The organism is Iodobacter arcticus, assembly GCF_042664895.1.
Lineage (GTDB): Bacteria > Pseudomonadota > Gammaproteobacteria > Burkholderiales > Chitinibacteraceae > Iodobacter > Iodobacter arcticus.
On the sequence record NZ_JBHTBQ010000004.1, the window covers coordinates 12,366 to 32,888 of the forward strand.

Below are 20,523 nucleotides of genomic sequence, written 5' to 3' on the forward strand. Positions count from 1 at the left end.
ATGCAGAAAACCACAGCGATTCGTTGTGGTTTTTTTATATCTGGCTCAGTCAATATGGCGCTGATCGGCATTTACGTCGTTTACCGCGCCATTATTGTGGCGCAGTTTAGTAAACTGCGCCAAAGGTTTCGTATGTCTACTGCAATCAAGCTGCTTACAAGTATTCAAGCATCTCAGGCGGGCTTAACGTTGGCGCAGCTTATGGCGCAGCACCAAGATGTGCCGCGCCGAACTGCGCAGCGCTGGATTCGCCAGCTAATTAGCGATCAGCAAATGACGGCGGTGGGCGAGGGACGTGCTCGGCGGTATTTTGCTCGCCATTATCAGAGCCCAGTCGCAGCCGCTGCGGTGTATGTGCGGGAAGTGGATACTTTTCCAAGCTTTATCCCGCTGTCGGCCGATAGCCGGGATATTGTTGCTTATATTGATCAGCCTGTTGAGGCGCGCAAGCCTGTAGGCTATCAGCGTGAGTTTTTAGATGCTTATCAGCCGAATCAATCATGGTATTTGTCTGAATCTTTACGGCGACAGCTGCATAAGATAGGTAAAACGGCGGTGGCTGAGTCGCCCGCTGGCACATATAGCCGCGCGATTTTGAATCGCTTGCTGATTGATTTATCTTGGGCTTCGAGTCGTTTAGAAGGCAACACCTATTCCCGCCTTGATACTCGCGAGTTAATCGAGCAGGGCAAAGTGGCGCAGGGTAAGGGTACGATTGAAACCCAGATGATTTTGAATCATAAAACGGCGATTGAATTATTGGTCGAGAATATCGCTAGTGTGGGGTTTAACCGCTATACGCTGATGAATTTGCATAGCGCATTGTCAGAAAACTTAATGCCTAATCCATCCGATGAAGGCCGGATTCGTCAGCATGCGGTGGATATTGGCAAAAGCGTGTATCGGCCTTTATCCGCCTCCGCCCAGATTGAGGAAGCGCTGGATATTTTGCTCGATAAAGTGAATCAAATTAATGATCCATTTGAGCAATCCTTTTTTATGATGGTGCAACTGCCGTATTTGCAGTCTTTTGCCGATGTGAATAAACGCACCTCGCGTTTGGCTGCTAATCTGCCTTTGTTTCGTGCCAATCTTTGCCCGCTTACTTTCCTTGATGTGCCTGAGCAAGCTTATAGCCGCGCCACCCTTGGGCTTTACGAAATGACGCGGGTAGAGTTGCTGCGTGATTTATACGTTTGGGCTTACGAGCGATCAACGCAGGAATATTTGGCGATTAAGCAAAATCTTGTCGAGCCAGATCCTATTCGACTGGCATGGCGGGATGTGATTAGAGAGGCGATTAGGGATGTAGTTAGGCAGCCTAATGCAGATGCTTTTTCAGTAATTCAGCAAATTGCGCTTGAAAAAGTAGCTGAGGAGAGTCGCTCTGGTGTGCAGGCTTTGATCGTGGAAGAGCTACGCCGCTTGCACGAAGGCGTGTTGGCGCGCTATGGCTTACGGATTTCTGAGTTTGAGGCTTGGAAAGCAGGGCAGGCAGCCAGTTAAGCCACGGCGCATTGCACCGTGGCTATTGCGTACTTACTTCCAAATCACCAGACAATGGTTTTTCTTACCACGGCGCAGCAGGGTGTAGTTACCGTAACGGCGATCTGCATCGCTCAGGCTATAAGCCACATCAGTGATTTTAGCGCCGTTGATAATCACTGCGCCACTTTCGATAAAGCCACGGGCTTGGCTTTTGGAGGTGGCTAGCTCGCCAGCAACGAGTGCATCGAGTAGGCCGGTTTGGTCTTTATTGATTTCAATATGCGGCAAGCCATCGAGAGCCAGCTGCTCAAAATCGTCGATCGTCAGTGAGTTCTGATCTTCTGAAAACAAGCTTTGGCTGATGCGTTGTGCCGCAACTACGGCTTCGCTGCCGTGTACCAAGGTGGTCACTTGTTCGGCCAGAATGCGCTGGCCTTCCGGTTTGCCAGCGGCTTCTTTATCTGCCGCTTCAATGGCATCAATTTCTGTCGTACTTAAGAAGGTGAAATAGCGTAAGAATTTATAAACGTCTGCATCGGCTGTGGTCAGCCAGAATTGGTAAAACTTGTATGGCGAGGTTTTTTTAGCATCCAGCCAAATCGTGCCGCTTTCAGTTTTACCAAATTTAGTGCCATCCGATTTAGTCACCAGCGGCAGGGTCAGGCCAAACACCTGCTGCTGATTCATGCGGCGGGTGAGGTCTGTACCGGCGGTGATATTGCCCCACTGATCAGAGCCGCCAATTTGCAGCTCGCAGCCGTGCTGCTTATTCAGCTCTACAAAGTCGTAACCTTGCAGCAGGCTGTAGGTGAATTCGGTGAAAGAAATACCGGAATCGTCGCGGTTAATCCGCTGTTGTACTGCTTCTTTTTTGATCATGGCGTTTACGGAGAAGTGCTTGCCGATATCGCGCAAGAACGTCAGCACGTCCATCTTGCCAAACCAGTCATGGTTATTGGCCATAATGGCGGCGTTACTACCTTCAAAATTGAGGAAAGGCTCAACTTGTTTGCGGATTTTGCCCACCCAGCTATCGATAACATCTAGGGTGTTGAGCTTGCGTTCGGTGGCTTTAAAGCTAGGGTCGCCAATCATGCCGGTGGCACCACCAACTAGAGCAATCGGCTTGTGGCCCGCTTCCTGGAAGCGTTTGAGCACCAGAATTGGCACCAAGCTACCGATGTGCAGGCTATCTGCGGTGGGGTCAAAGCCGCAATAAAGAGTAATGGATTTCTCAGCCAGCCGTTTTTCTAGCGCATCGCCATCAGTCAGTTGGGCGATCAGGCCACGTGCTTGTAAATCGCTGATTAAATTCATTTCACTCTTGCTCCGGTTTATTTTATTTGGATCTGACAAAGGTTTTTAAACCCAAGTCTTGAACCACTTCGGCCCCAGAGAACACGGAGTTCCACGGAGAAAACCTTGGGGATAACAATCACCAAGCAATAAAACGGTGCATCAGGTTTTGCATGAGCCGTTCATTTGTATGGTTATTGCCTGTCTTTAAGGTTTTCTCCGTGATCCTCCGTGTTCTCCTTCACTCCGTGGTTCAAGACTTGGGTTTTGTATTACAGCGTTTCTTTTAGCGCCAAAGCCTGCTCTAAAGCGGCATCCACATTGCTGGCCAGCACATTGTAATGGCCCATTTTGCGGCCTGCGCGGGCTTCTTTTTTGCCGTAGAGGTGCAGCTTGGTATTCGGCGCAGTGAGCATGATTTCCCAGTGCGGATCGCTGCCATCATCGTGCCAGACATCTCCCAGCAGATTCACCATGACTACTGGCGTGTGCAGATCGGGCTTGCCGGGGTAGAGGCCGCACATGGTGCGTACTTGCTGCTCAAACTGGCTGCTCAATGTGGCGTCCAGCGTGTAATGGCCGCTATTGTGCGGGCGCGGTGCCATTTCGTTGATGACCAGCGTATCGTCTTCCAGCACAAAGAATTCAACCGCAATCACGCCGATGTAATCGAGCTTTTCAGCCAGCTGAATGGCCATTGCACGAGCGCGCTCAGTGATTTCTGCGCTGATACGGGCCGGTACGATGGAGATATCTAACACGCCATCGGTATGGATGTTTTCTGCTGGCGGAAAACAGGCGATTTCATTGGCAGCACTGCGGGCCACAATCACCGAAACTTCGGCTTTCAGCGGCAGCATTTTTTCTAGCACACAGGGCTGATGCTTTAGCTCGGATAGGGCGTAGCGGGCCTCTTCTAAGCTTTTGATTCGCACTTGGCCCTTGCCGTCGTAGCCATTTCGCGCTGTTTTTAAAATGCCTGGCAGGTAGGGGCTGAGGTCTTGCTCCAGATCGCCAGAATTCTCGATCACAAGAAAAGGCGCAGTAGCGAGGCCTGCATCACGGATAAAGTTTTTCTCTTTCGTCCGGTCTTGAGCGATGGCGACTGAATCACCCGATGGGCTGACTTTTACACCTTGGCTTGCCAGCCAACGCATGCTGTCTGCGTTGACGTTTTCAAACTCGGTGGTAACCGCTGCACATTGCTGGGCGAGTGCGGCGAGTGCTTCTGGATCGGTATAGGGCTTACAAAGATGGACATCGGCGATCTCGGCAGCGGGGGAGCTTGGATCAGGATCGAGTACGGTTACACCATAGCCCATGGTTTTCGCTGCCATGGCAAACATGCGGCCCAGTTGGCCGCCACCCAGAATGCCAAGCATCGCAGGCGGCAGAATTGGCTTAATGGCCATCTTATCAATCCTTATCTTGTCTTTGTTTTACGCCCTGCAAAAGGGCAACACCCCATAAGCCCCAGCCAAAGATAGCGCCAAAAATAAGCGCTATAGGCAGGATTTGGATCATGGCGGCGATATATGATGTGTGTGCAAAAAAGCTGATAGCCAAAGAAGAAAGCAAACCAAAAGGCAGCCCCCAGCAGAGGGCGCCCCGGTAAAAAACGCTGAATAAAAAGCCTTTTTCTTCTAGCTCTGCCAATAGCTCTTTGGTGGGTTTCATTCTAGGGCATCTCGAAAAACCGTATTTTCGTTGCAATACTGCGTTGCTCCCAAAAAATATCTCCTTACCTATCAAACATAGGCCGCGTCGATATTTTTTGCTCGCGCCTTGTCTTGCTTAGAAACTACAGTTTTTCCGAGCTATCCTCTAGTTCGGGTAAGACCATCGCCAGTACGGTTTCTTTTTGCTCGGTCCGAAATGTGGCTAGCTTGGCAGCCAGCTCAGGGATGGCATTCGCAAGTAGAGAAACAGCAAATAGCGCAGCATTAGCAGCGCCTGCTTCGCCAATCGCAAATGTAGCAACCGGAATGCCTTTAGGCATTTGCACGATGGAAAGCAGTGAATCTTCGCCGCGCAGGTATTTAGACGGAACAGGCACACCCAGCACCGGAATGGTGGTTTTGGCGGCAATCATTCCTGGCAGATGTGCTGCGCCACCTGCACCTGCAATAATGCACTGCAAGCCGCGGCTAGCGGCCGTTTCGGCGTACTCAAACAAGAGATCAGGGGTGCGATGTGCCGAGACAACGCGGCATTCAAATGCCACACCAAAGGCTTTTAGTTGCTTAGCGGCATGCTGCATGACTTCCCAGTCACTATTGCTACCCATTACAACGCCGACTTGAATCATGGGTTTCCCCCGAGTAAAGAATGGATGTTACCGAAAAAATGCCAGTGGGCACAGTTTCAATTGCGCTTACCTTATAACGTAGCGGTGCATGTTTGGTATGAAAAAAACGTGCAAAAGCCGTACTTTAGTGCGATTGCCAGACAAAATTTACATAAATTAGTGTTTACTAATAAATAAATTGACTAATATAAGGCTCTGAGGCATCCTGTTTTCGCGGTTATATACCGTGTAATTCACAAATAATTGATACGCTGGGCGGCTTGCCACCTAGCGTTTTTTTTCGTCTATCACACGCTGGCAAACTGTGCCGCGTGCATCTTGCTATAGATGCCATTGGCCGCCATCAGTGCTTGATGCGTGCCGCTTTCTACGATCTTGCCTTGCTGCATCACCACGATGCGGTTGGCGTTTTCAATGGTAGAAAGGCGGTGGGCAATCACGATGGTGCTGCGGCCTTGCATCAGGTTTTCTAATGCGTCCTGAACCTTGCGTTCGGATTCGGTATCGAGTGCGCTGGTGGCTTCGTCCAGAATCAAAATCGGTGCGTCTTTATAAATAGCACGGGCAATGGCTAGGCGCTGGCGCTGGCCACCGGATAAGCGCATGCCGTTTTCGCCCAGCAGGGTGTTCATCCCTTCAGGCATGGTGTCGATAAATTCCAGTGCGTGTGCAGCGCTTGCCGCCTGACGCACACGGTCGATATCCACTTCACTGCCGTAAGCAATATTAGCCATCACACTATCGTTAAATAGAATCACATCTTGTGAAACCAGTGCAATTTGCTGGCGTAAATTAGCCAGCTGGTAATCTGCAAGCGGCACTTGATCGATTAAAATTTGCCCGGCATTCAGCTCATAAAAGCGTGGTAACAGATTAGCCAGTGTGGTTTTTCCACTGCCTGAGCTGCCAACCAAAGCGACGGTTTCACCCGGCAGAATTTCCAGTGAAATACCGTCTAGCGCTGGCTTGCCATCATCGCTATAAGCAAAGCGAATATTTTGCAGAGAAATCGCCCCCTGCACACGGGGGAGCTGATGCTGGCCTTGGTTGGCTTCAGGGATTTCATCCAGAATGGCAAAAACTGATTCAGCGGCAGCAAGGCCTTTATGAAGGCTTTCGTTAATTTTGGTTAGGTTTTTGATGGGCTGTTGCAAGGCCATCATTTGCACCATAAAGGCGACAAAAGCGCCCGCAGTCAGCACGCCATCTTGAGCACGCAAGCTGGCGTAATAAATAATCACCGCCAACGTAATCCCGATTAAAAACATAATCAGGCCTGAGTTAGTGCTGGAGGTAATGGCTTGTTTAATTGATAAGCGGCGTACATTGCTATTGGTTTGGCCGAAACGATTTGTTTCGTAAGAAAATCCACCGAATATTTTAATAATGCGCTGGCCAGATAAGCTCTCATCTAAGATTTGCGTCATCTTACCCATCGCGGCCTGCGTTTCTCTTGAAAGCCGGCGCTGGCGCTTACCGACTACGCTGATGCTAATGGCTACGCCGGGCAGCAAAATGAGGCAAAGCAGGGTGAGCTGCCAATCCAGATAAAGCATCGACGCTAGTAAAAATACCAAGAGCAGCGAGTCTTTAATCAGCACGGTTAGCACCTTGGTGCCCGCATCCATGATTTGGTTTACATCAAAAGTAACGCGTGACAGCAACACACCTACCGAGGTTTGATCAAAAAACTGCACGGGCAGGCTCAGCATACGAGCGAACATTTTACCGCGTAAGTCGTGCATAACCTTGGAGGAAACCCATGCAGTGGTGTATTCATTGCCAAAGTTAGAGATGAGCCGCAGCAGGGCTAGCCCCAAAATCTGCGCGGGTAAGATCCACGCCAGACTACGTACCAAGGCCGATGCTTGTAAGTTTTGATCAACCAAAGGCTTCAACAAGAGTGTTAAGCCCGCATCTACCGCTGCCGCTACCGACAGGCAAATGACCGAGACGGAGACGACTTTCCAGTAAGGGCGAATTTCGCCCAGAATGCGCATATAAAGAGCTCGATTATTCATCGCTGACATCGGCGTGCCTTGGTTCGGGTTTTACAGACAGGGGCGGATTATACGCTGTAGCTTGCTGTTCATGGGCGGAAGGCGTTGGGGGCGTATTTAATGCCCATGATGGCTAGCTTTACCCGCCCAGCTTATTTGGCCGCTTACAAATCTCCGTATCTGCTTTGCAATATCGCCGAAATCACCGGCGCTACTGTTTCGGTGCGAAAGATTCTGGGGCCAAGGATGAGTGGGGTGTAACCTGCGGTTACGGCCAGCGCTTCTTCTGTCGCCGAAAACCCACCTTCCGGGCCGATTAAAACGGCGGCACTGCGGGCGTTGGCTGGTAGTTCACTTTGCTGGATTGCGCCAATGGGCGATAGCAGTAGCTTGAGTTCGGCTGTCTGCGCCAGCGCTTGTTCAAACTTGATGGCGGCCAAAATGGTGGGCACACGGGTACGCCCGCATTGCTCACAGGCTGACACCGCAATGGCCTGCCAATGGGCGAGGCGCTTTTCGGCGCGCTCGCCACTAAGGCGCTGCTGGCAGTATTCCGAGATCACCGGCTGAATACGGCTTACCCCAAGCTCGCTGGCTTTCTGGATGGTGTAATCCATACGATCACTTGATGAGATCGCCTGAACTAGTGTGAGATCAAGCGGAGACTCCCGATCTTGCTCATCCCATGTGAGTACTTCGACGCTAACATGGCGCTTGCCCATTTCGGTGACGCGCGCGGCGTATTCACCGCCTTGCCCATTAAATAAAATGATGTCGTCATCGGGCTGCAAGCGCAGCACTTGCACATGGCGGGCAACACTTTCTGGTAGGTTAAAGCCAAGGCCAGCGGCCAGCGGCATATCAAGGAAAAATCTGGGCATATCCACCTCGTGCATTTGAGGAGTTGGTATACCGCAAGGCGAGGGTGGATTCAAGTACTGGCGGGATTTTGCCTGAGGTTTAGGGGGCTAGAAATCACGCTGCGCCTCAAGCATGCTCTGTGTATGGGATTGGTGTATTGATTAAGTACAAATTTAATACAATCTTTATAAGCCTCATGACATCAAATTGAAGCAGAATATGCTGCTGGGCTGTGTGGCATTATTCTGGTGCTCAATGTTTAACCTCTTTTGAAAGAAGCCTCTGCATGTGGATAACCAAGGTAAGTATCAAGCATCCCGTCTTTGCGACGATGGTGATGTTGGCGCTGCTGGTATTGGGTATGGCGTCGTATGGCTTGCTGCCGGTGGAGCGGATGCCGCCCGTGGCCAGCCCGCAGGTGTTTGTACAGCTGAGTTATCCGGGCGCGTCGCCAGAGGCAATTGAAAATGATCTGATCAAGCCCTTAGAAGATCAGATTAATACCGTAAATGGCGTAAAGCATATCTGGGCCACCGCGCGTGAAGGCTCGGCCTTTATGTCGGTAGAGTTTCGTATGGATGCAAACTCGGCCAATGGCTTGCAGGAGATCCGCGATAAAGTGGCTTTGATTAAGCCCACGTTTCCAAAGGAAGCGAAAGATCCGCTGGTGTTAAAGGCCGATATTAGCGGTGAAGATGAGCCTGTCGTTCAGCTAGCGCTGCGATCTGGCACGCTTAGCCTGCGTGAGCTGAGTATGCTATCTGAGCAGATTGTCGTGAAGCGTTTGCGTACCGCGCCGGGGGTGGGGAGTATTAATAGCCATGGTCTGGTGAATCGCCAGATTCAGCTGCGCCTGCGCCGTGATGCATTAAGCAGCTACGGGCTGGGCGTGGATCAGGTGATTAATGCTGTGCGTGAAGCCAATCAGGATGTGCCTGCCGGGCGCATTGTGAATGGTAACCACGAGCAATTGGTACGCCTTGAGGGCAAGATTAAAGATCCTAAGCAATTTGGCAAAATCATTGTGGCGCGCCAAGCCAATACACCGGTTTATCTGGAGCAAGTGGCCGATGTGATTGATGGCGAGCAAGAGCGCACTTCGATCTCGCGCCTTGATGGTCAATCGGTTATCAGCTTGGATATTTTCCCTATTCAGGGCTCCAATATTGTAGAGCTGGGCGATGGGGTAAAAGCGGTAGTAGAGAAGATGCAATCTTCCTTGCCAGCAGGCGCCGAGCTGACCATTGTGCAGGCCAATTCTGATGAAATCAGAAGCGCGCTGAACCAAACCAAAACTACGATTCTGGAAGGCGGCATTCTGACCACGCTGATCGTGTTTATGTTTTTGCATTCCTGGCGCAGCACGGTGATTACCGCTTTAACCCTGCCAATCTCCGTGATTGCCACGTTTATTGTGGTGCACGCCTGCGGTTTTTCTTTGAATATGCTGACGCTGATGGCGCTGAGCTTATCGATTGGCTTATTGATTGATGACGCGATTGTGGTGCGGGAAAACATCGTCCGACATCTGGGTATGGGCAAAGATCATTTTCGCGCTGCGAATGAAGGCACCGAAGAAATTGGCTTGGCTGTCATGGCAACGACCTTTGCCATTGTGGCCGTGTTTGTACCCGTCGCATTTATGCATGGCATTATCGGGCGCTTTTTCTTTCAGTTTGGTATTACCGTTACGGTGGCGGTTTTAGTTTCTTTATTTGTCAGCTTTACGCTTGATCCAATGTTGTCGTCTATTTGGCACGATCCGGAAGGTGATCGCTTTAAAAGCTGGCCGCTGATGGCTCGGTTTATGGCTGCTTTTGAGCGCCAGATTGATAAGCTGCACCATATCTATGGGCGCTTTTTGGCTTGGTCTTTGCATAAAAGAAAAACGGTGCTGGCAGGGGCAATGCTCGCATTTATTGCCAGCTTGTTTCTACTGCCCCTGATTGGCACCGAGTTTGAGCCTAAACAAGATAAAGGCTTGATTAACTTGCAACTGGAGACCCCTACCGGCTCTAGCCTTGACTACACGGATGCGAAGACAAAGCAGATTGAAGTTTCTTTAAAAGCATTTAAGGAAATTGCTTCAATTCAAAGCGCAGTCGGCGTGCAAAATAGTAAAAATATGTCGGAAGTAACGCTCAAGCTGGTGGAGCGTAAAAAGCGCAGATCGCAAGAAGATATTGAAAAAGAAATTCGTGAAACTGTTGGCCGGGTGGCGGGCGTTCAGCTATCGGTGGGCGGCTGGAAGCCGATCTTTATTACCGTATTTGGCCCGGATCCAAGCAAGCTCACCCAGATCACGGGTGATTTAATGAAGAAAATCGCCAAGATTCCAGGCGTGGTTGATCTGGAAAGCAGCGAAAAAGCCTTTACCCCTACGGTGGCGATCAAAATTGATAATGAAGCTGCTAATGATTTGGGCCTGAATAACGCTCAAATAGGTAGTGCATTGCGCTCATTGATTTCAGGCGAAACCATTAGTCATTATCTGGCCAGTGATGGGCAAAATTATGATGTGGTAGTGCAATTGGCAGAAGCCGACCGGCGCACTGCGGCTGACTTAGGCGATTTATATTTAAGTAGCAGTAAAAGCAATGCGGATGGATCGCCCAAGCTTGTGCCTTTGCGTCAGGTGGCGTCTTTAGAGCCAAGCAGCAGTGCCCAGCAGTTAAAGCGGCTGGATATGCAACGCCGTATTTCGCTCTATGCCAATGTGCAAGGCCGTCCTAGCGGCACGGTTAGCGGAGAAGTGCAGGCGCTGCTGGATAAAACCGAATTGCCGCCTGGCTATCACTTTGGTGCAGGGGGCCAGCAGGCCGAGATGCAAGAGGCATTTGCTGCATTCTTAGCTGCAATTGGCTTGGCGGTGATCTTTATTTACTTTGTTTTGGCTTCGCAATTTGGCAGTTTTTTGCAGCCCTTGGCGATTATGGCTTCTTTGCCATTCTCACTCACAGGCGCTTTGCTGGCTTTATTCTTAACCGGCACCACCATCAATTTATTCTCCATGATCGGCTTTATGATGTTGCTGGGGCTGGCCGTTAAAAATGCGATTTTGCTGGTTGATTTTGCTAACACGGCCAAACGTAGCGGGCAAGCCGTCAGAGAGGCCTTGCTGGAGGCAGGGCAAGTGCGTTTACGCCCTATTCTGATGACCACCGCAGCCATGATTTTTGGCATGTTGCCGATGTCCATTGGCTTTGGCGAGGGTGGGGAAACTCAGGCCGCTATGGGCCGGGCAATTATCGGCGGGGTGATTTCATCCACGGTGCTCACCTTGATTGTGGTGCCGATTTTATACGCCTATCTGGATGGCTGGGCCGTTAAGCGTAAAGCGCGCAAGGCTTTGAAGCTGGCCGCGGCTTAGCCAGACGTTTGTGCCGCAATGGGCATCGCTGCCCATGCTACAAAACTCTTTAATCAGGATAAATGCGATGACTGTGTTTAAAAAAAGAAGTATTGGCCTGGGCGTATTGTTCCTTGTGCTTGCTATTGGTGGCGTGGCATTTACTCAGGGTAAGGGCAAAGCGGATAAATCAGAAGACCATAAAGCGCCGCGCAAACTTGAATTTGCCGCCGCAGATTTAGCTGTGGCGTCGTTGCGCCCGCTGGATCAATCCATTTTGATTAATGGCGCTTTGCAGGCGGTGAACTATGCTGCGCTGCGCTCTAAAGTATCGGCTCAGGTTGATAGCGTTTTGGTGCGTGAAGGCGAGGAAGTTAAAGCAGGGCAGATCTTGGCGCGCTTTGATGCCAGCAATATTGCGGCGCAATTAAACGAGCGGCAAAGCAATCTGGAAATGGCCAAGGCTGAGCTGGGCTTGGCTGAAAAAACCCACGGCAAGAATCTAACTTTGCAAAAGCAGGGGTTTATTTCTGGTAATGCCTTTGATAGCAGCTCCAGCAGCCTAACCGTCAGCCAAGCCAAATTAAAAGCCATGCAAGCACAGGTTGCCGTGGCTAAAAACGCCATGGACGATATGGTGCTGCGTGCGCCGATTGGTGGGCAGATCAGCAAGCGCTCGATTCAGCCCGGTGAAAAGGTCGATCAAAATTCCGAGCTGTTTAATATCGTCGATTTATCTGCCATGGAGCTGCAAGTTGCGGTGCCCGCCAGCCAAATCGCCCATGTAGCGGCAGGGCAGCAGGCAGAGTTTCAAGTCGATGGATTTAACGGCAAAGTATTTAATGGCACGGTGCAGCGTATTAACCCGGAAGTTGAAAAAAACTCCCGCGCCATTACTGTTTTTATTGCGGTGAAAAACCCCAACGGCGCTTTACGCGGCGGCATGTTTGCCAAAGGCCAGCTGGCTTTGGGGCAATCGCAGCCAAAGCTCACTATTCCTAATAGCGCTGTGCAGGGCGGCACAACCGATCCTTATGTTTACAGCCTGGAAAACGGCAAAATCGCTCAAAGTAAGGTGAAGTTGGGAAGTAGCGACGAGCGCAGCGGCTTAATAGAAATCACCGCAGGCCTGAATGCTGGGGCCAAAGTGCTGGCTAGAAAAATGGATGGTATTAAGCCGGGCATGGTGGCGACTGCGGTGGGTGGCTGATTGATGTAGGGAGTGTGTGCCTATGCATAGATTTTTTGGGGTGGAGAACTCTTTGGCACCCCTATACGCATCACTAAAGACAAAAACATAGTAAAAAAGATTCTTATAGGGTGTGCAAGTCGTTTTTCTTGCGCACCGTTTTTTGGTGCGCAACGACTACGTCGTTGTACATCCTATAAAATGCCGATTCGGTCTATGACATAGGCTTAGCTTGACACCTATAGTAGGTTTTTTGGCAGCCTTGGGTGGGCACGGTAAAACGCTTTGCCCACCCAAATCTTTTAAGCCACAGTCTCTGTACTTGTTGGCCGCAGCGCTTGCCAGTCTATTTTACGGGTAAGGATCATTACGCAGCTGAGTAAGCCAAATAGCGTGATACTGCCCATGAGTAGCGCCATATCTTCTGATTGTAAGATGCCATATAGCAGGCCGTATAGCGCGGCTAAAACTGTAGCAAACCCCATTCCACGCTGCCAAGCGGCTAAGACAAAACTCACGTAATAGCCAAGCAATAACACCGATGCCGCAGCAGCGCTCAAATAGGCTTTGGCAAAGCCTAGATGCTCAGATAACGATAATGTCAGCAAGAAAAACAGGGCTAAGGCCGCGCCGACTAAAGCGTATTGCACGGGGTGGATTTCGATTCGTCTCATCAGCGCCATTAAAAACACTGCGCCAAAAATCACCAGTACAAACAACTCTGCATATTTAATGGTGCGCTCGTTTAAGACGTATCTATCTACAGGATCAACAAGGCGCAGGCCTAAGGAGGCGGAAGAGCATTCTGATTCGCTGCATTTGCTGGTTTGAGCGCCGCCTGTAGCCAGCTGGCTGGTTTGCCAGCGTGCGCTAAACCCTTGAGCCGTTACGCTGCGCTCTACTGGCGCAAAGTTGCCGCTAAAGCTAGGGTGCGGCCAGTTACCAGCAAGTGCCACATGGCTTTCTTTACCTACCGGCTCGATCAGCAATTGCGTGCTGCCGCTGAGTTTAAGATTGAGTTTGAAATCCAGTGATTGCCCAGAATCAGGTAGCTTAATCATGGCATGTACACCATTGCCGAGATTTGTTTTGGCAACTGGAGCAGGCGCTGCCACTGCAACGACTGCAGCGCTGTCTTCTGCCGTATTCACTGGGGTGTGAATGCTGATTGCCGCCTGAGCGGTGCCCGGCTCAAAGTTCAGCGTATCGGCCGCCAGCGTGCCGCCCATATTTTGAATCCCGCGCACATCCGATAAGCTGAGCACCAGATAAGGCTTGCCCCAGCGGCTGCTGATTTTTTCACGGTTAGAGCTGGGGTGTTGCTCGTAACTACTAAGCGGAGCTAGGGCAAAGCGCCCGGAGAGGATTAAATCGCTGCGGTAAATCGGTGCTTCAAAAATGCCGCGTTTCAGGCTTTCTACCGCTAATTGCCCCTTGGCCGAGAACTGCTCGGGGCTGATGATGATATTGCGGCTGCTGGTGCTTTCTTCCCAAGAGCTGGTTTTGCCTTGCGGCGTAGTCTGCTCGATCAGTTTGCTGGTGGTTTCGGTGAGCGGCAGCACCAAGAAGGGCCCTTTCACCGTTTGTTCCCCAGCGCTAAATTGCGAGATTTCTTGCCGCACTTCCTGAGCGCGTTGTTGCCGCTCAAAAACCAAGTGCCGCACCAGATTTAAAACAAATAGCATTCCCAACATCAGCAGGCCGATGGTGATGATTTTCCACTTTAACTTCATGATATTCCCCAGTGCGCTTGTGTGATGGGGGCATTTTGAGGGGCTGATGTGGAGGGAAAATGCGGGGAATGTGGAGATTGTGTGGAGATGGTGATGTTGTGCAGCAAAACCCAAATCTTGAACCACGGAGAACACAGAGGGCACGGAGTTCCACGGAGAAATACATGGCTTATGTTGTTTGCATTGAATTTCTTAGTTAGCAAGGTCTATCGGCGGGCTTTAATAGAGGGTTAAACCGTAAACCACAAACTAGGATGCAGAGAAAACCGCTTCAGCCTTGTTGTTCTCAGTGAAGCTCCGTGTTCTCCGTGCCCTTTGTGGTTCAAAATTTGGGTTTTTGCTATTTAGTTAACCCAACGGCAAGCAAACCCTCGCCACTACACCTCCCTCCGCATGATTCGCCAAGCTCACGCTTCCGCCATGTAATTCCAGCATGGTGCGAGTGAGAGCTAGCCCCAGACCGGTGCTTTTTTGGCCGGTGGCAGGGCGGGGTAGGGAGTAGAAGCGCTCGAATAGGCGGGTGAGGGCGTAGTCGGGGATGGGTTCGCCTTGGTTGTGGATGGCAATTTGCAAGCTTTGCGCTTCAATCGCCAGCTCGATATGGATCTGGCCCTGCTCAGGGGTGAAGTCCAGTGCGTTTTGCAGCAGATTTCTGATGGCTTGGGCAAGTAAAAAGGCTTCGCCGTGGATGATGGCGCTGGGCCACGGTGCGTGCAAAATTTGTCTTGTTCCGGCTTGTGGGCTGAGCGCGTTGATCACTTCGTCCAGCAGCTTAGCGACATCCACTGGCTCGGCGTCTTTCAGGCCGTGCCGTGCTTCTAGGGTGGCTAATTGCAGCAGGCGGTCGACAATTTGCTGCATACGGGCGGTTTCTTGGCGGATATGGCCGGTAAAACGGCTGTGATCGCTCTCTTTAAGCGCTAAGCCTTCTTCAAATAAAATTTCTGCCGCGCCACGAATGCCTGCTAGGGGCGATTTCAGCTCGTGGGTTAGATCGTGCACATAGTTTTCTATATAGGCTTTGCCTTCCAAGCGTTCACGCATCGTGCCGAGTGCCGTAGCCAAGGTGGTCAGTTCGCGATTGGCGGTAAAGGTAGGCACGGGCACGGTTTGGCCCTCGCTCACAGCCAGTGCAAAGTCTGTGAGTTTGCTAATTCCTCGACTCAGCCACCATGAAAACAGCGCACCAATGACTAAACCAACGGCCAGTAGCAAGAGGCCCGCCCGCCAGAGCTTATTTTCGCTGCGATCAATAAAGGGTTGCATGGCCCAATTGGGGCGGGCGACGGTAAGCACGCCCACAATCTCTTTGCCCTTGGTAATTGGGGCGGCAACGTGCATTACGGTGGATAGCTCATCTTTGGAGTCGGCTAGCGAGCTGCGCGCACCGTATTGGCCACGCAGCGTAAGGTAAACATCGCGCCACTGGCTGTAATCCTGCCCCAGCGCTTGGCCGGTGGAATCCATCACCACCTTGCCTTGGGCATCGGTGACATACACGCGCAGAAAGGTTTTATCGCGTTGTACTCCCCACACTTTGGCTTGCGGATTTCTTTCGGCAAACAGCTTAATCGCTTTGGCAAAGCGGCCCGCATCAAGCCGGCCTGTCACAAAATCTGGCTGGATCAACTCGGCGAGCAGATTGGCGGTATCGACTAATACTTCCTCGCTAGATTGGCGCACTGCGGGCTTGATTTCATCCCTCACTATGCTGAGCACATAGGCTGCCAGCAGGCTGACCAGCAAGAAGTAGCCAAAGAAAATCCGCAATGAAAAGCGCATTAAACCTGCTCCAGCGCATAGCCAAAGCCACGGTGGGTGGCGATGGGATCGAGATCGGGCCTCACTACACGCAATTTGGCGCGCAGGCATTTGATATGGCTATCAATGGTGCGCTCGAAGCTATCTTCGGCGGCTTCACCGAGGGCATCCAGTAATTGGGAGCGGCTAAATACTTGGCCGGGATGGGCGAGCAGGGTGATCAGCAGGCGGTATTCTGATGGCGTGAGTGTGAGATTATGGGCTGCATATTGAACGCGCTTGGCATGGGTATCGTGAATGAATAGCCCGTTATTGATGGCCGAATGGCTGATGGCCGTGCTTAGGCTGCTGCGCTTTAAAATGGCTTTGACCCGGGCAGCCACTTCGCGCGGGCTAAAGGGCTTGAGCACATAATCGTCCGCGCCTAATTCCAGCCCTAAAATCCGATCGAATTCCTCGCTTCTGGCGGTGAGCAGCAGCACGGGTAGCTCGCTATAGCGGCGCAGCCGTTTGAGTACTTCCAGCCCGCTATCGTCGGGCAGGCCAATATCTAAAATCAGCAGATCAGGTTTTTGTGCCTGAATCGCCGCCTCGCCTTCGCGTGCAAGCGTGTAGCAGCTTACGGCAAAACCTTCTCGCTCTAGCGCAAAGCGTAGCGTATCGGTAATGGCCGCTTCGTCTTCGATCAAAATGATGGATGACATGGGGAGAGAACTCTTATTGGATGGCCTTGATTGTAAGTGACTTTATGCCGTTGTTGTCAGTGTATTTCCTGTTATGCTGCATTGCAGCATAAATTTAATCTCCCTGCTTTAAGCTATGAGTTATGGAGGTTTTGCTACATCAAACGCTAGCGGTTTAAACCCTGTGCTTGCAAGGTTTAAACCGCAAAGGGCTGGCTATGACTAAGAAAGTGATCAATCTTGCTTTGCAAGGTGGCGGTGCGCATGGGGCATTTACTTGGGGCGTGCTGGATGCTTTGCTTGAAGACGGACGTATTCAGTTTGATGGCGTTAGCGGCACCAGTGCAGGGGCGATGAATGCCGTGGTGCTGGCGCAGGGCTTGATGGATGGCGGTGCTAATGGGGCAAGGCTGGCGCTGGATCAGTTCTGGCTGGCTCTGGCCAATAGTATGCCGGGGGATTTAGGGCAGAGTGACGGGGGTGGGGTTAGCTCGGTGACCAAGGCGATGCAGCAGTGGTCACGTTATTTATCACCCAGCCAGATGAACCCTTTTGATTTAAACCCGCTGCGTGATTTGCTTACTCATCAAATTGATTTTGCGGCTTTGCAAAAGAGCAGCCCGGTTAAGCTATTTATTGCGACTACTCATGCCAATTCGGGTAAGTTAAGAATTTTCCAAAATAATGAAATGAGTAGTGATGTGATTCTGGCTTCGGCCTGCCTGCCCACAATGTACCGCAGTGTATTAATTGATAACGAGCCTTATTGGGATGGCGCTTATTCGGCTAATCCAGCTGTGTTTCCATTGTTTGATCTGTGTGATGCCTGTGATATTTTGCTGATTTTGTTACAGCCATTATATTTAAATGACACGCCTGATTCTGTCAAAGAAATTCAGAGCAGAATTTTAGATATCACCTTTCAATCGGGCTTTTTGCGTGAAATGCAAATGTTTACTCGGCTAAAAGCACGTCGGCCATTGTTTGTCTGGTCTAAATTGGAGCGGCATATTGCCCGTACTCATTTTCATTTGATTGAGGCGGAGTTAGCACAATTTGATGCCGAATCTAAATTAACCGTGAATCTAAAATTCTTTGCCACACTCAAAAATATGGGGCGGGAGGCGGGGCAGAAATGGCTGGCAAATAATTATCTAAAGTTAGGCAAGTCGTCCAGCGTGGATTTGGCTGAGGTGTTTGCCTGACCGATGGCTGCTGAGGGGATGCATAATTTTGCCATTTACCAAGGCAATAAGGCGAAAGTGGTCTTGTTGCTGCATAATATGGATTAACTCAACAACAAAAAAGGATAGGAGTTTCTTGAAACTCCGGATATGGGTAGTAGTATCTTATTGATTCTTCTCGCTTTTCTTCTTGTGCTTCTTAACGGCTTTTTTGTGGCCGCAGAGTTTGGTTTAGTTAAATTACGCTCTACTCGTGTAAAAGCCATTGCTAAAACAATGGGCTGGCGCGGGCGTATTTTGGTTAAAGTGCATGGCGATTTAGATGCTTATCTTTCTGCTTGCCAGCTTGGTATTACCCTCTCATCCCTTGGCCTTGGTTGGATTGGCGAGCCTGCCTTTGTGCAGCTGCTGGAGCCTTTGTTTAGCGCTCTTGGTATTGTAAACCAAGCGTTGGTGCACACGATTGCTTTTGCTGTTGCCTTTTTTATTATTTCCTATTTGCATATTGTGGTGGGCGAGCTGGCCCCCAAATCTATGGCGATCCGCATGCCGGGTAAAGTCAGTGTATGGACTGCCGTGCCGCTGTATTGCTTTTACTGGCTGATGTATCCCGCAATTTGGGCGCTTAATCACAGCGCCAACTGGGTACTGCGTAAAGTGGGCTTGGATGTAGCGCCTGGCCACGATAGCCATTACTCCTCTGAAGAGCTCAAGCTGATCTTGCGCACTTCTCAGTCCGATGACCAATATTCTGAAGACGATTGGCGTGTATTGGCGCAGGCGCTAGATTTCCGCGATCTGGATGTTGCCGATTTAATGCACCCATTTAGCGAAGCAGTGGCTTTATCTGCCAGTGCCGATATTGAAAGCAGTCTGGATAGAATTGTCCAGCACCGCTACAGCCGCTATCCCTTGCTGGATGAAAACGGCCATGTGCAATCAGTGGTCCATCTAAAAGATATTTTCTTTGCCATGCGTAAGGGTGAGATGCCGGCGCGTTTGGATAAATTGGCGCGTCCGGTGCAAACCGTATCGCCGCGTTTATCTGCATCAGAGCTATTTAAACGCTTCCAGCACGGCGCGCCGCATTTTGCCGTGGTGGCTTATCAAGATGGACAGCCCTTGGGCTTTATCACCTTAGATAATTTGCTCGGCGCTTTGGTGGGCGAGATTCGTGACGAATTTCGTCAGGCACAGAATGAATGGTCCAAGCTTGATGATGGCTCTATGATTGGCAAAGGAAGCTTAACCATCTTTACCCTAGAGCGCGCCTTAGGCATTGATATTGAAGACACCGACGTGGATTCGGTAGGCGGCCTGATTATGCAGCAGCTGGGCGATTTGCCCACGGAAGGCCAGCGGATTCAGTTTGACCACTTCGACGCCGTGGTCAAAAAAATGAACGGGCCAAGGATTGTGCTGGTGAGGATTTATCCGAGGGAAATGGTGAGCTGATTGTGGGCCATCCATTACTACCATCTTAAGTAAAACCAGCAGGCGTGATGTTTTCGGCGCTTGGCTAGTAGCTAGTTTGTTCGCCTATTCTGGGCGGACAAACCAGCGTAACCCAATATTTAGGTGCAAAAGAATGTTGGGTTACGCGATATAGCTGTTTAGCTGTTAAGCCTAGGGTATTAAGTTAATCCAATGGCATGTGGTGATTTTTTCGTAGGGCGGGTGTAACCCGCCGTTTTCATAGCATTTCATGCCAAAGTCTGGCGGGTTTCACCCGCCCTACGAATGATGCAATGCTTGCAAATGAATGGCTACGGGCATGGTAATACTAACTTGATGCCTATAACGCGATATGGTCGCTAAGCTAGGCTACAGATTATCTATTTTTATATTTTGACCTTCCGCCGAATTGCTCGGTAGTGTCATCTTCCCAGTATTTTTCTTCTTCCCCTTCTCTAATTCAGCTGGCTCCTGTTGCTATTGAGCCCCGGCTCAATCACCGTTCTGGCCATTTCTCATTTAAAGTTTTCAGCCTTTTTTTAAGGATAGCTGCCATCAGTGCTTCCTAGTTCTGGGGATTGCGGCAGCTAGGTGCTTGTGGAAATGAGCATTTGGCACAAGCGTCATTTGGGCTTCAATGCGCCCGCAATGCGCACAATTTCTTTAGCGATATCTTCCGGGGATAGCACGAAGTCAATGCAGCCGCTATTGATTGCACTTTCCGGCATATCAGGCTGAATTGCCGTACTTAGTTTCTGTGCAATGGTGATGCCGCCTACTTCTTTAATACCGCAAAGCGCTTCCGCCCCATCGCCGTCATAGCCGGAGACGATGACGGCTATGAGCTGGCCATCCCAGTAGCAGGTGAGTGAACGCAGGAATACCGTGATGACATCAGGCCAGCCCCGTGGCTTTGAGATCGGTTTTAGGTGAAACACGCCATTACAAACATGCAAGTCTCGATTTTCAGGAATGATATATAGGTGGTTGGGTTCAATTGATAGGCGCTCCGTGATGAGCTCAACCGGCATCGTTGTGTAGTAAGGAAGAACTTCATGTAGCCGCGTTGGCATCCTTGTAATGTGATTCACGATGGCAAAGGCAGCGCCCGTATTCACGGGGAGGTTCTTCAATAGCCGTATATAGGCATCGAGCCCGCCTGCCGATCCGCCGATGCAAATGATGGGGAAATCTTTCATTCTGGAACGCCTTTTCA

Annotated in this window: 15 protein-coding genes; 5 read left to right on the forward strand and 10 right to left on the reverse strand. The window is 50.6% G+C overall.

The annotated features are described in order from the left end of the window. On the forward strand, positions 1–1,506 hold the full coding sequence (locus ACFQNF_RS01635) for a Fic family protein (protein ID WP_380185650.1): 1,506 nt from the start codon (positions 1–3) through the stop codon (positions 1,504–1,506). Between the two features lie 33 nt (positions 1,507–1,539). Here ACFQNF_RS01635 and tyrS read toward each other — a convergent pair whose 3' ends face one another. The 6 genes from tyrS to ACFQNF_RS01665 form a co-directional block, all read right to left on the reverse strand. Next, entirely contained in the window at positions 1,540–2,805 is a 1,266-nt protein-coding gene (gene tyrS, locus ACFQNF_RS01640; protein WP_380185652.1) for a tyrosine--tRNA ligase, read from the reverse strand. A gap of 251 nt (positions 2,806–3,056) precedes the next feature. After that, positions 3,057–4,196, reverse strand: a complete 1,140-nt coding sequence (locus tag ACFQNF_RS01645; protein WP_380185653.1) for a 5-(carboxyamino)imidazole ribonucleotide synthase — start codon at positions 4,194–4,196, stop codon at positions 3,057–3,059. Positions 4,197–4,200: 4 nt separating this feature from the next. After that, complete coding sequence (locus ACFQNF_RS01650; RefSeq protein WP_380185654.1) at positions 4,201–4,536, reverse strand: hypothetical protein; 336 nt, start codon at positions 4,534–4,536, stop codon at positions 4,201–4,203. 49 nt (positions 4,537–4,585) lie between these two features. Then, positions 4,586–5,092, reverse strand: coding sequence for a 5-(carboxyamino)imidazole ribonucleotide mutase (gene purE, locus ACFQNF_RS01655; RefSeq protein WP_380185655.1), 507 nt, complete (start codon positions 5,090–5,092; stop codon positions 4,586–4,588). A gap of 287 nt (positions 5,093–5,379) precedes the next feature. Beyond that, on the reverse strand, positions 5,380–7,113 hold the full coding sequence (msbA, locus tag ACFQNF_RS01660) for a lipid A export permease/ATP-binding protein MsbA (protein WP_380185656.1): 1,734 nt from the start codon (positions 7,111–7,113) through the stop codon (positions 5,380–5,382). 143 nt (positions 7,114–7,256) lie between these two features. Next, a complete protein-coding gene (locus ACFQNF_RS01665; RefSeq protein WP_380185657.1) occupies positions 7,257–7,973 on the reverse strand; it encodes a 16S rRNA (uracil(1498)-N(3))-methyltransferase in 717 nt (238 codons plus the stop codon). A gap of 266 nt (positions 7,974–8,239) precedes the next feature. Between ACFQNF_RS01665 and ACFQNF_RS01670 the strand changes: the two genes are divergently transcribed. Together ACFQNF_RS01670 and ACFQNF_RS01675 are read left to right on the forward strand one after the other, a co-directional pair. Further along, positions 8,240–11,323 (forward strand): efflux RND transporter permease subunit, encoded by a 3,084-nt coding sequence (locus tag ACFQNF_RS01670; RefSeq protein ID WP_380185658.1) that lies wholly within the window; start codon positions 8,240–8,242, stop codon positions 11,321–11,323. A gap of 67 nt (positions 11,324–11,390) precedes the next feature. Continuing rightward, complete coding sequence (locus ACFQNF_RS01675) at positions 11,391–12,512, forward strand: efflux RND transporter periplasmic adaptor subunit (RefSeq protein WP_380185659.1); 1,122 nt, start codon at positions 11,391–11,393, stop codon at positions 12,510–12,512. Positions 12,513–12,793: 281 nt separating this feature from the next. Here ACFQNF_RS01675 and creD read toward each other — a convergent pair whose 3' ends face one another. The 3 genes from creD to creB all read right to left on the reverse strand — a co-directional run bounded on the left by creD (position 12,794) and on the right by creB (position 16,689). Then, positions 12,794–14,224 carry a cell envelope integrity protein CreD gene (creD, locus tag ACFQNF_RS01680; protein WP_380185660.1) on the reverse strand — a complete coding sequence of 477 codons (1,431 nt, stop codon included), beginning with the start codon at positions 14,222–14,224 and terminating at the stop codon, positions 12,794–12,796. A gap of 348 nt (positions 14,225–14,572) precedes the next feature. Beyond that, positions 14,573–16,006: a two-component system sensor histidine kinase CreC gene (gene creC, locus ACFQNF_RS01685; protein WP_380185662.1), complete on the reverse strand. Its 1,434-nt coding sequence runs from the start codon at positions 16,004–16,006 to the stop codon at positions 14,573–14,575. After that, positions 16,006–16,689: a two-component system response regulator CreB gene (gene creB, locus ACFQNF_RS01690; RefSeq protein WP_380185663.1), complete on the reverse strand. Its 684-nt coding sequence runs from the start codon at positions 16,687–16,689 to the stop codon at positions 16,006–16,008. Before creB ends, creC begins: the two co-directional genes overlap by 1 nt. Before the next feature lie 197 nt (positions 16,690–16,886). On the opposite strand from creB, the gene ACFQNF_RS01695 reads away from it, so the two are divergent. Beyond that, the gene (locus tag ACFQNF_RS01695) at positions 16,887–17,873 is read left to right on the forward strand and encodes a patatin-like phospholipase family protein (RefSeq protein WP_380185664.1); all 987 of its coding nucleotides are present in this window, start codon (positions 16,887–16,889) and stop codon (positions 17,871–17,873) included. 129 nt (positions 17,874–18,002) lie between these two features. Next, positions 18,003–19,307, forward strand: a complete 1,305-nt coding sequence (locus ACFQNF_RS01700) for a hemolysin family protein (protein WP_380185666.1) — start codon at positions 18,003–18,005, stop codon at positions 19,305–19,307. A 623-nt stretch (positions 19,308–19,930) separates the two neighbouring features. Here the strand turns inward: ACFQNF_RS01700 and ACFQNF_RS01705 are convergent. After that, the gene (locus ACFQNF_RS01705) at positions 19,931–20,506 is read right to left on the reverse strand and encodes a chemotaxis protein CheB (protein WP_380185667.1); all 576 of its coding nucleotides are present in this window, start codon (positions 20,504–20,506) and stop codon (positions 19,931–19,933) included. Between the last annotated feature and the right edge of the window lie 17 nt (positions 20,507–20,523).

Coding starts and splice junctions, on each gene's coding strand:
- ACFQNF_RS01635 (WP_380185650.1), top strand. CDS start 1: ATGCAGAAAACCACAGCGATTCGTTGTGGTTTTTTTATATCTGGCTCA.
- tyrS (WP_380185652.1), bottom strand. CDS start 2,805: ATGAATTTAATCAGCGATTTACAAGCACGTGGCCTGATCGCCCAACTG.
- ACFQNF_RS01645 (WP_380185653.1), bottom strand. CDS start 4,196: ATGGCCATTAAGCCAATTCTGCCGCCTGCGATGCTTGGCATTCTGGGT.
- purE (WP_380185655.1), bottom strand. CDS start 5,092: ATGATTCAAGTCGGCGTTGTAATGGGTAGCAATAGTGACTGGGAAGTC.
- msbA (WP_380185656.1), bottom strand. CDS start 7,113: ATGAATAATCGAGCTCTTTATATGCGCATTCTGGGCGAAATTCGCCCT.
- ACFQNF_RS01665 (WP_380185657.1), bottom strand. CDS start 7,973: ATGCCCAGATTTTTCCTTGATATGCCGCTGGCCGCTGGCCTTGGCTTT.
- ACFQNF_RS01670 (WP_380185658.1), top strand. CDS start 8,240: ATGTGGATAACCAAGGTAAGTATCAAGCATCCCGTCTTTGCGACGATG.
- ACFQNF_RS01675 (WP_380185659.1), top strand. CDS start 11,391: ATGACTGTGTTTAAAAAAAGAAGTATTGGCCTGGGCGTATTGTTCCTT.
- creD (WP_380185660.1), bottom strand. CDS start 14,224: ATGAAGTTAAAGTGGAAAATCATCACCATCGGCCTGCTGATGTTGGGA.
- creC (WP_380185662.1), bottom strand. CDS start 16,006: ATGCGCTTTTCATTGCGGATTTTCTTTGGCTACTTCTTGCTGGTCAGC.
- creB (WP_380185663.1), bottom strand. CDS start 16,689: ATGTCATCCATCATTTTGATCGAAGACGAAGCGGCCATTACCGATACG.
- ACFQNF_RS01695 (WP_380185664.1), top strand. CDS start 16,887: ATGACTAAGAAAGTGATCAATCTTGCTTTGCAAGGTGGCGGTGCGCAT.
- ACFQNF_RS01700 (WP_380185666.1), top strand. CDS start 18,003: ATGGGTAGTAGTATCTTATTGATTCTTCTCGCTTTTCTTCTTGTGCTT.
- ACFQNF_RS01705 (WP_380185667.1), bottom strand. CDS start 20,506: ATGAAAGATTTCCCCATCATTTGCATCGGCGGATCGGCAGGCGGGCTC.